Below are 10649 nucleotides of genomic sequence, written 5' to 3'. Positions count from 1 at the left end.
AAGCCGGTGTCCCGGATGGATTCCTTGATTTCTTGGTACTTCTCATTTGGGGAACGCCGGGGGTTCCCGGCAAAAAATGAAATCCGGTCAACATCCACCACCATCGTCGTGACCTGTATCGGGTCGCTGGGTGGTGGGATGTTTCCGGGGTTGCCGAAATGCCCTGCGAACAAGCTGCTTTTCTTTTTGGCTTCTTCAATCATGCTTTTGCCCCCCTGCTTTTATGATTGCGGCATTGACTGCATAAACGGCATTACGCAACTGGTACGCCTCATCTTCATCGAAGTTCTCTGCCAGATTCTTGAATGTGTCGAAATAGGCGCGGTCAACAAAGGTCTGTAACCAGCCAATTGCCCATTCCGGTATTTCAATGTTCAGTGTGACTTGTGTTTCACTCATGGCTTCACCATTATTTCTGTCATGACTTCATCCCCGCTTTAGCGTCCGGTCATGAAACTTTTGTTCCGCGACCTCCCCTGCAATTTCCCTGATTAATTGGATAAGGGAACTCTGTACGCCAGAATTGAATGACTCAAAGTTATTGCCGAGGCTTGCAGATAGCCTCATCAATATTTCTGCATGGAGCGACCTGCCCGCAGCTTTGGCGGCAGTTTCCAAGTGGTGGCGTAGTTCTGGATTGAGCCGTACTGAATATGTTTGTGGGCGACTGTCTTCGCTCATGACTCCTCCGCCTTGCCCCATCCCTCCATGTCGCCTATCCCCAATACCCTCAGCGCATGAATGATGGCTTGCTGGCTGTCATTGATGGCGTTAAAGCGGTTTGCATCGTTGGTTGCCAAGGCCATTGCCCCTGCCAGCGTCATGCTTTTGAGTTGCCAGGCAATGTCTTGCTTTTGCTTTTTGGTCAGGCGGATGACAGGTGGTTTTGCCACCGCAACCTGCTGATGGTAATCAGGGCACGCAGCATCGGTAGATGCCGAAACCTTGTGCAATTCACACCAACCATCCCCGCCCTCATCCTGCACGCGGTATGTACATGATGCGCATGTGCGTCTGGTATTTTTTGCCTTGCTCATGCTTTCACCTCCTGCATATCGCCATTCAGCCAAACGGTGATGTCGTCGCTGTCTTCATCCGTGCCGATCCAATACAGGCTACAGGGCAGGTATTCGCCGCTGGTATCGTCGGCAGGGTCGGATGGTTTCCAGTAGCGCCCATTTTCCAGCCATACCATTTTTTCAACGGTGAGGGGGCTACCGCCCAAGTCGGTGTATGTATTCATGTCCGTTGGCATAGCAGATAGCAGCCGTTCAATATCGGCTGGCAAATCCTGTAGGCGGGTTTTGATTGCATTCCGGCGGATGCGGGCCAGGTCATTGGAGCCATTCTCCTTGGCAAAGTGTGCCTCGGCAGCTATTCCTGCTGCACTCTCCAGCGACGAACACAACCTGTCCAAAGATTCCAACAGGCTTGCGTCATGGCCCTGCTCCCCGGACTGTTGCCGCTGCAACACACAAAACGCAGCTTTGCCTATGGCATCGTCAAGTGTTGCCCTCATGGCTTTGGCCTGCTCAAAGGTCAGCGTCATTTGCATTGCCTCACCCCAAAATACATCAATTCCGATAGTGACAAATTCACCCTTGGGCAAGACGGACAAGGCTGCGCTATCGAATGCTTGTGGGAAGTCTGTCCGCAAGACAGGGATAAGTGCATTGTTTGGGTTGTTATCTGTCATTAGGGTTTACCGCCTAACGATTGCTGCAACTGTTTAAGCTCCACCAGTGCAGCTTCCATTTTGGCTATTTCCCACGCCAATGCCTTAGCTGCCGCTTCCTCTGGCGTATTCCCCCAACCAGTACAGCAGTTCTTTTTTGTGTTGATTTCGGCACACCATTCACGGGTATCTGGTTTGCCACAGAACCCACGTATATCCATCAGGAAAGATTCAACAACAGTACCGCCCAAGTCGATTTGTTTCCGTCCATAAATAGGAACCCTGCTCATGCTTTCCCCTCCTCAACATTGAGGTCAGGCAAAATCCCCAGTTCGGCGATAACCGCCATCAGCGTCTGTTTTGCCACTGGATATTTGGTCAGGGTGTGGATAGGTACTTGCAGGGTTGCAGCCTCCCGCCACGCAACCGAAGATGAGATCATTGCATCCATAATGGTGATGTCTAGGTTAGGGCAACCGTCATCCTGTTGGATGACAGCGGCTAACTCACCTGTCATGGCTCCGCGCATCTCTTTGACCACATTTGCAGCGTCGCGGGTGCGGTCAACCCGGTATAGCACCCCATATAATGGCGGGGTTGGTAAGCCTGCATTGCAGAATGACGTGCGTAGCCGCATCAGCATACTAACTAGCCCACGCGAGAATTCGCGTGCTGACATGGTTTCTGTGGGGATGGGGGAAAGCAGCATGTCTGCCGCAAAGATGGCTGCATCCTGCAAGGGGCCAATTGCACCTTGGGTGTCGATCAGAATGAAATCATAGGAAGGTTTGAGTTTGTTTAGCCGGTAACTGATGTACCTCCAGCTATCCGCCGTTTTTAATAGCCAACCCTGTAGTTGCCCTTCCGGGTCATCGGAATAGATCAGGTCACAACCAGCAGATGTGGTGTTGATGGTATTGACCAAATCTCCCGCAGTCAGTAACCTCACCAACCCATGACCAGTATCTTTGGTCAGTTCGTAGTAGCTGGATAGGGCGGGTTGGACATCGGCATCCACCAGCAGGACGCGCTTGTCAAGGCTAGCGAGATAACCACCGATATTGGCAGTTAGCGTGGTTTTCCCCACTCCACCTTTGGTGGAGCAGATGGTGATTATTGTCGGTTTTTTCTCAAAATCAGCACTCATAACAAAATCCCCTAATTTGCTGGTTAGTAAAGAATTCTGCTATTAGTAGAGCATCTGGCTTTTAATCAGGTGTCCAAAATTAAGCAAAATCCCCCCTAAATGGGCAAAGGTATCTTTGCCCGTGCGTTTCGCAGCCAGAAACTGCTTGTTAGCTTGCTCTTAGTACTGCCAATGATGCCTCACCCCGCTTTAGGAGGAATGCATTAAGGTCGCTTTTCAGGTAAACAACCCTTTTGCCGATACGGTAAAAGTGGGGCTGTTCAATCCCCAATGCTCGGCGCTCAGAACGCCAACGGGCAAGCGTTTCGCTGCGAATACCCAAGTAGCCTGCGGCAGCTTGGGTTTGGAGCCTGTTCTCCATCGCAAAATCAGCGGGAACAGGGGGGGCAGAAAGCACTTCTGCGTTGCAAGTTTTGGTTTTGGCAGGTTGCCGTTTAGGTTGTACCTTCCGGTGTGGAGGCATAGTAAAGTCCCCTTTAAGTTGTGTTCAGACAAGTTAAAGTGCTTTTTATTGAGTTTTCGCGCTTTTGGGTATGTCCAGAAAATTAATGAATGTGTGGGTATATAACCAATACCTACAACTCGTTGCACACCATTGATATGCTGTAAATCACTGATTGGCCAAGTAATTGACAAGCTAGTGGTCGGGTTCCTGTAGCAAGGCGGTAACGCCTATCAATTTCTTCGTCAGGCCAGAAAATATCTCCCAAATAGCCCGCATCCAAACTGACATCCGACAGGCGCGACCATAATGACAGGTCAATCCAGTCCAGTACGCGCAGACGGTGTAATCTACCCAGCCCCACCATAAAGCTAAGCAGCTTGAACTTGCTTTTCTGGTGAGCAACATTCTGGCAAATACCGCTACCAGCTAGTGAGTAAGGCTGTTTGCGGGCTGCTTCCAACGCTTCTGAAAAACGCCTGAACAACAGGGTATCTGGTTGTCCGACTTCGATAGGAAATAATACCGTCGCTGCTGGTATTACAGGGCAATACCCCCGCATAACCGCCTCCAAATATTCCTCCACCAGTGTACCTTCAGCCTCTGCCCGAACTAACTGACTGCGGTGAGACAGTGCCCCAATCCACTGTGACACTCCCCAATGTAGATTTTCACTGTGGCACTTTGCAGGATACCAACTAGGCAATGAATTTCGTTTCATCATGACATCTCCATAATCTGCTATAAAAAATAGCTATAGAGTGCAGGATTGTGAAGAAATTCACCCATTCAAAGAGAAAAATGAACCAATCAAACAAGATTAGGGTTAAGAACGATGAGTGGTATTATTATTTTCTAATTAATAAATGAGCCTGAACGGGTGCGTGTATTTCAGTCATCAAGCCTGCTTCTGTGCCTGTTCAGGCAGAAAATACGGGCTTGGGGGCTTGTGCACCAATGAATCAATCACATGGTGGCAATTAATGCAGCGCCCGTTAATGCCCTTGGGCACATACAAGCACGGCAAGGTCAGCAAATGGACAGTGCTTTACCGCTCTAATGTCCTATTTATTTGATGATTTATATACAGTCGCTCTGAAGCCACGCTTTAACTGGGCGTGGGGGAATTGTCCAAGTTGGCGGCCTTTTTCATCGCTGCTACCGCCGTTTCCATCGCCTGCCGTACCGGATCACTATCTAAACGGGCATAAACTTGGGTACTTTGCGGGCTTTGGTGATTCAGGGTTTTGCCGATAATGACAAGGCTTGCGCCTGTACGGGCTTGCCAACTGCCTAGGCTACGGCGCAAGTCATGTATTCGTAAATCCTCAAGTCCTGCTGTTTTGCGTATCTTCTCCCAACTGCCTTTGGGTTCTAGCAGGTGACCAGTATTGTTTAAATTTGAGGGAAATACCCACTCACCTGTTGCTACTTTTTGCCGTTCTTTGAGCAAAGTTGTACTCGCTGCAATCAGGGGTAAAACTTGTGCTGTACCGTTCTTGGTCATGGGGATGCGCCATTCGTTGCGTTCAAGATGGATGTGTTCCCAACGCATAGCTAATACGTTGCTTTTGCGTGCCCCAGTGAACAAACACATCAGGAAAACGTCCCGTGTGGTTGGGTCGGGTAGGTTATTAACAGCATTGAAGAACTTGTTCATTTCATCCGGTTGCAGAAATCTATCCCTCGATGTCTCACGGAACTTTTTTACTCTGGTGCAGGGGTTTGCACCTTCAAAGAGTTCCCATTCGATAGCTTTATTGAACATGACTCGTAGTATAGCCAAGGCATGGTTGGCGGCATAAATACCCCGTTCCTTACCTATTTTTCCATGCCAAGTGATGACTTCACTGCGCTGGATTTCGGAGAGTGTCCGTCGTTTCCATTGGGTCATGTGGTATTTGAAGCGCTTCTCATCGTCAGCCCAGCTACGTTTGCGAATTTTTGCGTGGCGTTCCAGGTAGATGTCAAATAGTTCTTCAATAGTCAGTTCCTTTCGGGCTTCTTGCCGCAATGCTGTTGGGCTAAACCCTTGGGCAACCTGTATGTTCACTCCTTGGGCTAGTTCACGTGCTTGTTGTACGGTAATGCTGCTGAATGCACCTAACTTTATCCGCTCAGGGCGTCCATGCACCTTACGATATAAGTAAAAAACTTTTTTCCCGGTTGGGTACACGCGGACGCAGAGTCCGGTTAACTGTGAATCATAATATGTAACGCATTTCCCATTTGTTGGGGTGGGTAAGTTTGCGATTGCTTTTTGACCAAATAATAGTCTCTGTACGGTGTTCATTCAACTACTCCTGTGCTACCAATGTGCTACTGCGTAACGCTATTCAACGGTAATCAAAGACAACAAGAATTGACAAAAGTTGGTGAAATCGGCTGGCTTAACCTTATGATTATCCATGTGAAACTTTGGTTTTCCATAAAAATCATAAAGATGTTGGCTTGGCTTCTCTTAGAATTTATAATCCCCGGATTCATCCAGAACCGGGGATTATTTTGTGTACAAGCATCTGCGAGACTTGCTGTTCCTTCTTCCTGCCGAAACCTCCCACCACCTTACCCTTGATGCGCTGAAACTGGCTAACAAAGCCGGTTTGCTGGGTCTTATCCGTTCCAACGCACAGCCTGCCGCGCCGACACGGGTGATGGGGATTGATTTCCCTAACCGCGTGGGGATGGCTGCGGGCTTGGACAAAAACGGTGAATACATCAACGCGCTCGGAGCCTTGGGTTTTGGTTTCATCGAAATCGGCACGGTCACGCCGCGCCCGCAACCGGGCAACCCCAAGCCACGCCTGTTCCGCCTGCCGGAAGCGCAAGCCATCATCAACCGCATGGGTTTCAACAACTACGGGATTGATTACCTGCTGGATCAAGTCAGTAAGGCCAGTTACAAGGGTATCCTTGGCATCAACATCGGTAAGAATTTCGACACAGCAGTGGAAAACGCCGCCGATGATTACCTGATCGGTTTGCGCAAAGCTTACCTGCACGCACATTACATCACCGTCAACATTTCCTCGCCGAATACGCCCGGTTTGCGCAAGCTGCAATACGGCGATGACCTGAAAAACCTGTTGGTGACGTTACGCGAAGAGCAAAGCAAATTGGCACAGCAGCACGGGCGTTACGTGCCAGTAGCGATCAAGGTTGCACCGGATTTGACGGAGGCGGAAATCCGCGACATGGCAGGGGTGTTTTCCTCGGTGCAAATTGATGCGTTGATTGCCACCAATACCACGCTGGACAAGTCAGCGGTACAAGGTTTGCGTCATGCGGATGAACAAGGCGGCTTGAGCGGGATGCCATTGACCCAGCATTCAACCGAAGTGATCCGTCAGTTCCGTGCAGACATGGACAGCAAAATTCCGATTATCGGCGTGGGCGGGATTATGTCGGGCGAAGCGGCGCAGGCGAAATTGGCTGCGGGGGCTAGTCTGGTGCAGGTGTATACCGGGTTTATTTACCGGGGGCCAGAGCTGGTGAAGGAATGTGTCGAGGCCACAAAAAAGGCCGGTTAAAACCGGCCTTTTTTTCAGATCGTCAAATCTGGATTACTTTGCAGGAGCAGCGGCGGCTGGAGCAGCAGGTGCAACAGCGGCTGGGGCAGCAGCGCCAGCAGCAGGAGCAGCAACTACTGGAGCAGCGGCAGCAGCAGCTGGTGCAGTGGCAGCTTTTTCAGCCATTGCTTTGCGCTGTTCGTCTAACTTCTTGAAGAAAGCGTCAGCTTGGGCGCGTTGCATTTCCATTTGTTTTTGGATTTGCTCGAAGCTAGGCGCTTGTTGCATACCGTAGCCAGGCATTGTCATTGGCGCGTAACCAGGCATCATCATTGGGCCGTAGCTAGGCATTGTCATAGGCGCTTGGCCTTGTGCAACTGGCGCAGCCATTTGACCTTGTGCAGGTGCTGCCATCATTGGAGCTTGCATAGGCGCTTGCATCATGCCCGGCATACCGTAACCACCCCAAGGGTTGTTGCCGCCATTTTGTGAGCTGTTGCTGTAGCCGTACAGGTTGTTGTAGCCATTGCCGTAGCCATAGCCGTTACCGTACAGGTTAGCTGCGGTGTTGCCACGGCCTGAACCAGCGGTGTCAGCGTCCATGTCAGTTTTGCCTTTGCCTTTGAAGGTGATGGTGAATTCAGCATCGCCATCAGCGTTGCCTTTACCACGACCCCAGCCGTTTACGTCGCCGTTACCAGCGCCGTAGCCGTTACCGCTACCGCTGGTGTTGCCTTGACCGTAGCCTTGGCCTTGACCAGTGCCAGTGCCGTTGTCGAAGCCGTCGAAGAAGTTAGCAGAAGCTACGCCTGAAGCTGCGAGCAGTGCGACCAAGAGTGCGATTTTTGTGTGTTTCATGAAATGTACCTCTAGCGGAAGAAAGTACGCCAAGCGGCGCGTTTTAAAAGGGAAATGCTTAATATAAGCAAATCATAATATTCTGATTGTCTGAGCGCAAGCCCCTTTTGGCAGATTGTGTGAAATAGATTGATATTTATTAGGGAAAGACAAAAACGGGGCAAGGCAATACAATGCGCAGCAACGATTTGCCATGACGCATGAGGATAACATAAATGACGATCGGCCCCGTGATGTTAGACATTCAAGGCACAGAACTCAGCGCTGACGACGCCGCCTTGCTCAGTAACCCCTTGGTTGGTGGGCTGATATTTTTTACCCGCAACTACGTCTCGCCGACCCAAATCGCAGATTTATCGCAAGCGGTGCGCGAAGCGGCAGGCCACGACATTTTGCTGGCAGTGGATCACGAAGGTGGCAGGGTGCAACGTTTCCGCCACGACTTCACCCGCTTGCCCCCCTTGGCGAAGTTAGGCGCGAAATACGAGGATGACCCGTTGGAAGCGCTGCAACTGGCGCATTCCGCTGGGTGGCTGATGGCGGCGGAAGTGCGGGCGGTGGGGATCGACTTCAGTTTTGCCCCGGTGCTGGATTTGGATTTCGGTGGCAGCCAAGTGATTGGCGACCGCGCTTTCCACCGTTGCCCGGAAGTGGTGACGATTTTGGCGGGGGCGTACATCGAAGGGATGCGCGAAGCGGGCATGGCGTCCACCGGCAAGCATTTCCCCGGTCACGGCTGGGTGCAGGCTGATTCGCATTTGGCGATTCCCCGCGACAACCGTCAGCGCTGTGCGATCATGGAAGAAGATGTTTACCCTTTCAAAACACTGTTTAAGCACGGTTTGGATGCGGTGATGCCTGCGCACGTCATTTATGAAAATGTGGATGACCAGCCTGCGGGTTTCTCGTCGGTGTGGTTGCAGGACATTTTGCGCGGGGAACTGGGTTTCGATGGGGTAATTTTCAGCGATGACTTGAGCATGGAAGGCGCAAGTGTGGCGGGTGGTTACGCTGCCCGCGCAGAGGCGGCATTGGCAGCGGGTTGCGACATGGTGCTGGCGTGCAATAACCGTGCGGGGGCGCTTGAGATTTTGGAAAAGGCCAAGCTGCAACCCTCAGCCGCTTCCACCCAGCGTTTGCAGCGCATGTGCGGGAAGCCGTTCATGAACCGCAGTGCCTTGCTGGAGCAGCAATACTGGCGTGAATCCGTCGAACAAGTAACTGCGTTGGTGTGAGGAAACGTCATGGGTATTAGTATTGAACACGCGCAGCAGGTGATGGCAGAAGCCGACCTGTTGTATTCGGCGGCAGACATCCAACAAGCCTTGGACGTGATGGCGGCAGAAATCATCACAGCGTTAGCAGACAAAAATCCGCTGCTGCTGTGCGTGATGAACGGCGGGGTGATCACTGCGGGGCATTTGCTTACGCGCCTGAATTTCCCGCTAGAACAAGATTACCTGCACGCCACCCGTTACCGGGGCGCGACCAGCGGCGGAAAAACCATTACGTGGTTGCATGAGCCGGAAACGTCATTGGAAGGGCGGCACGTATTGTTGGTGGACGACATCCTCGACGAAGGTTACACCTTGCGCGAAGTGGTGCGTTGGTGTCGGGAGCGCGGTGCGGCGGGCGTATACGTGGCGGCATTGGCTGAAAAGAACCATGACCGCCGGGTGGAAGGTATCCAATGCGACTTTTCTGCGCTGCAATTGGTTGACCGTTACGTGTTCGGTTTCGGCATGGATTACAAAGAATACTGGCGCAACGCCAACGGTATTTACGCAGTAAAAGGAATGTGAAATGACCATTGAATTTGCCGTGATCGGCGGCACTGGCTTGACTGAAATCGAAGGGCTGGAAGTGACCCACCGCGAAGTGGTGCATACCCCCTATGGCGAACCGTCCGGGCCGATTACCCACGGGCTGATCGACGGCAAGCGCATTGCGTTTCTGGCGCGGCACGGTTACACCGCCAATATTCCGCCGCACCGGGTCAATTACCGCGCCAATATGTGGGCGTTGAAAAGCCTTGGGGTGGAAAGGGTTGTGGCGATTGCTGCTGTCGGTGGCATTACCCCGGCGATGCAGCCGACCCGTTTGGTGATTCCTGACCAGATCATCGACTACACCTACGGGCGGGCGCACACCTTCTTTGAAGATGGATTGGAACACGTTACCCACATTGATTTTTCCTGGCCTTATTGTGCGGAAGTGCGCAATGCCTTGCTGGCAGCAGCAGAATGTGCCGGAGTGGAAGTCGTGCCGCACGGTACGTATGCCGCCACCCAAGGGCCGCGTTTGGAAACTGCCGCCGAAATTACCCGCTTGGAACGTGACGGTTGCGATCTGGTGGGCATGACCGCGATGCCGGAAGCGGCGCTCGCCCGCGAATTGGATTTGTGCTACGCCGCGTGTGCCGTGGTCGCCAATTGGGCGGCAGGCAAATGCGACGAAGAAATCAGCATGGAAGAAATTCACCACAACCTGACCGTTGGCATGGCGAATGCCCGTAGCTTGTTACGTGGTCTGGTCTGCTAAGTTGAATGGATAATACCCAACCTCCCTTGCATTTGCAGGCGGAGGTTTCACGCCTGTTAGCGGCTTTTATCATTGCCACCCACGCACTCGCTGGGGTGGTGCTTATCTTGATGCCCGCCTTGCCGTGGTGGGGAATCCTGCCGTTATTTGTCCCACTGATTATTTCTTTCCGCTATTACTGGCGTTTGCACATTACCCGCAGCCATCGGGATAGCGTACTCGATGCGACGTTTTACAGCGTGGATGTATGGCGCGTGCATACGGGCAGCGGCAGTAAGTTTGCGGTGTTAAGCGATAGCAGTTTCCTGCATCCGTGGTTGTGCGTGCTGAACTTGCGTGCCAGCGGCGGTAAGTTGTATACCTTGATTTTGTTGCCAGACAGTTTGCCTGCGGAAGTGTTGCGGCGCTTGCGGGTGCGGGTGAAATTCAGCAACCCGCCCAACCGGACAGCGGGGCGGGCGCTGCGCTAGACGAAGT

General features: G+C 52.1%; 16 protein-coding genes. 5 read left to right on the top strand and 11 right to left on the bottom strand.

Annotated features, from left to right (window positions below; all coding sequences use genetic code 11):
* From PHE17_RS17190 to PHE17_RS17150, 10 genes are all read right to left on the bottom strand, one after another.
* The coding region (locus tag PHE17_RS17190) for a hypothetical protein (protein WP_301017135.1) at window positions 1-203 on the bottom strand (203 nt) is incomplete at its 3' end.
* Entirely contained in the window at window positions 196-399 is a 204-nt protein-coding gene (locus PHE17_RS17185) for a hypothetical protein (RefSeq protein WP_301017134.1), read from the bottom strand. The genes PHE17_RS17190 and PHE17_RS17185, both read right to left, overlap by 8 nt.
* 27 nt (window positions 400-426) lie before the next feature.
* Window positions 427-681, bottom strand: coding sequence for a TraY domain-containing protein (locus PHE17_RS21725; protein WP_363320140.1), 255 nt, complete (start codon window positions 679-681; stop codon window positions 427-429).
* A complete protein-coding gene (locus tag PHE17_RS17180) occupies window positions 678-1037 on the bottom strand; it encodes a hypothetical protein (protein WP_301017133.1) in 360 nt (119 codons plus the stop codon). Before PHE17_RS17180 ends, PHE17_RS21725 begins: the two co-directional genes overlap by 4 nt.
* Window positions 1034-1696 carry a hypothetical protein gene (locus tag PHE17_RS17175; protein WP_301017132.1) on the bottom strand — a complete coding sequence of 221 codons (663 nt, stop codon included), beginning with the start codon at window positions 1694-1696 and terminating at the stop codon, window positions 1034-1036. The genes PHE17_RS17180 and PHE17_RS17175 overlap by 4 nt, the downstream gene beginning before the upstream one ends.
* Complete coding sequence (locus PHE17_RS17170) at window positions 1696-1965, bottom strand: hypothetical protein (RefSeq protein WP_301017131.1); 270 nt, start codon at window positions 1963-1965, stop codon at window positions 1696-1698. The genes PHE17_RS17175 and PHE17_RS17170 overlap by 1 nt, the downstream gene beginning before the upstream one ends.
* Complete coding sequence (locus PHE17_RS17165; RefSeq protein WP_301017130.1) at window positions 1962-2822, bottom strand: ParA family protein; 861 nt, start codon at window positions 2820-2822, stop codon at window positions 1962-1964. The genes PHE17_RS17170 and PHE17_RS17165 overlap by 4 nt, the downstream gene beginning before the upstream one ends.
* Before the next feature lie 148 nt (window positions 2823-2970).
* A complete protein-coding gene (locus tag PHE17_RS17160) occupies window positions 2971-3285 on the bottom strand; it encodes a hypothetical protein (RefSeq protein WP_301017129.1) in 315 nt (104 codons plus the stop codon).
* A 112-nt stretch (window positions 3286-3397) separates the two neighbouring features.
* Window positions 3398-3988: a hypothetical protein gene (locus PHE17_RS17155; RefSeq protein WP_301017128.1), complete on the bottom strand. Its 591-nt coding sequence runs from the start codon at window positions 3986-3988 to the stop codon at window positions 3398-3400.
* 384 nt (window positions 3989-4372) lie between these two features.
* Window positions 4373-5557: a tyrosine-type recombinase/integrase gene (locus PHE17_RS17150; RefSeq protein WP_301017127.1), complete on the bottom strand. Its 1185-nt coding sequence runs from the start codon at window positions 5555-5557 to the stop codon at window positions 4373-4375.
* 214 nt (window positions 5558-5771) lie between these two features.
* Here PHE17_RS17150 and PHE17_RS17145 point away from each other — a divergent pair, with 214 nt between their 5' ends.
* A complete protein-coding gene (locus tag PHE17_RS17145) occupies window positions 5772-6794 on the top strand; it encodes a quinone-dependent dihydroorotate dehydrogenase (RefSeq protein WP_301017126.1) in 1023 nt (340 codons plus the stop codon).
* Window positions 6795-6827: 33 nt separating this feature from the next.
* Here PHE17_RS17145 and PHE17_RS17140 read toward each other — a convergent pair whose 3' ends face one another.
* The gene (locus PHE17_RS17140; protein ID WP_301017125.1) at window positions 6828-7631 is read right to left on the bottom strand and encodes a hypothetical protein; all 804 of its coding nucleotides are present in this window, start codon (window positions 7629-7631) and stop codon (window positions 6828-6830) included.
* A 215-nt stretch (window positions 7632-7846) separates the two neighbouring features.
* Between PHE17_RS17140 and nagZ the strand changes: the two genes are divergently transcribed.
* The 4 genes from nagZ to PHE17_RS17120 are packed head-to-tail and all read left to right on the top strand — an operon-like array spanning window position 7847 to window position 10642.
* Window positions 7847-8866, top strand: a complete 1020-nt coding sequence (nagZ, locus tag PHE17_RS17135) for a beta-N-acetylhexosaminidase (protein ID WP_301017124.1) — start codon at window positions 7847-7849, stop codon at window positions 8864-8866.
* 9 nt (window positions 8867-8875) lie between these two features.
* Window positions 8876-9433 (top strand): hypoxanthine-guanine phosphoribosyltransferase, encoded by a 558-nt coding sequence (locus PHE17_RS17130; RefSeq protein WP_301017123.1) that lies wholly within the window; start codon window positions 8876-8878, stop codon window positions 9431-9433.
* A gap of 1 nt (window position 9434) precedes the next feature.
* On the top strand, window positions 9435-10172 hold the full coding sequence (locus PHE17_RS17125; protein WP_301017122.1) for an S-methyl-5'-thioinosine phosphorylase: 738 nt from the start codon (window positions 9435-9437) through the stop codon (window positions 10170-10172).
* Between the two features lie 5 nt (window positions 10173-10177).
* Window positions 10178-10642, top strand: a complete 465-nt coding sequence (locus PHE17_RS17120) for a protein YgfX (RefSeq protein WP_301017121.1) — start codon at window positions 10178-10180, stop codon at window positions 10640-10642.
* Window positions 10643-10649 lie beyond the last annotated feature (7 nt).

Source organism: Thiothrix sp. (genome assembly GCF_028714775.1).
Classification (GTDB): Bacteria; Pseudomonadota; Gammaproteobacteria; order Thiotrichales; family Thiotrichaceae; genus Thiothrix.
This window is presented reverse-complemented; position numbering and strand designations above follow the sequence as displayed.

Excerpts from the sequence above, each read along its gene's own strand:
- PHE17_RS17185 (WP_301017134.1), bottom strand. The coding sequence starts at position 399 with ATGAGTGAAACACAAGTCACACTGAACATTGAAATACCGGAATGGGCA.
- PHE17_RS21725 (WP_363320140.1), bottom strand. The coding sequence starts at position 681 with ATGAGCGAAGACAGTCGCCCACAAACATATTCAGTACGGCTCAATCCA.
- PHE17_RS17180 (WP_301017133.1), bottom strand. The coding sequence starts at position 1,037 with ATGAGCAAGGCAAAAAATACCAGACGCACATGCGCATCATGTACATAC.
- PHE17_RS17175 (WP_301017132.1), bottom strand. The coding sequence starts at position 1,696 with ATGACAGATAACAACCCAAACAATGCACTTATCCCTGTCTTGCGGACA.
- PHE17_RS17170 (WP_301017131.1), bottom strand. The coding sequence starts at position 1,965 with ATGAGCAGGGTTCCTATTTATGGACGGAAACAAATCGACTTGGGCGGT.
- PHE17_RS17165 (WP_301017130.1), bottom strand. The coding sequence starts at position 2,822 with ATGAGTGCTGATTTTGAGAAAAAACCGACAATAATCACCATCTGCTCC.
- PHE17_RS17160 (WP_301017129.1), bottom strand. The coding sequence starts at position 3,285 with ATGCCTCCACACCGGAAGGTACAACCTAAACGGCAACCTGCCAAAACC.
- PHE17_RS17155 (WP_301017128.1), bottom strand. The coding sequence starts at position 3,988 with ATGATGAAACGAAATTCATTGCCTAGTTGGTATCCTGCAAAGTGCCAC.
- PHE17_RS17150 (WP_301017127.1), bottom strand. The coding sequence starts at position 5,557 with ATGAACACCGTACAGAGACTATTATTTGGTCAAAAAGCAATCGCAAAC.
- PHE17_RS17140 (WP_301017125.1), bottom strand. The coding sequence starts at position 7,631 with ATGAAACACACAAAAATCGCACTCTTGGTCGCACTGCTCGCAGCTTCA.
- nagZ (WP_301017124.1), top strand. The coding sequence starts at position 7,847 with ATGACGATCGGCCCCGTGATGTTAGACATTCAAGGCACAGAACTCAGC.
- PHE17_RS17130 (WP_301017123.1), top strand. The coding sequence starts at position 8,876 with ATGGGTATTAGTATTGAACACGCGCAGCAGGTGATGGCAGAAGCCGAC.
- PHE17_RS17125 (WP_301017122.1), top strand. The coding sequence starts at position 9,435 with ATGACCATTGAATTTGCCGTGATCGGCGGCACTGGCTTGACTGAAATC.
- PHE17_RS17120 (WP_301017121.1), top strand. The coding sequence starts at position 10,178 with ATGGATAATACCCAACCTCCCTTGCATTTGCAGGCGGAGGTTTCACGC.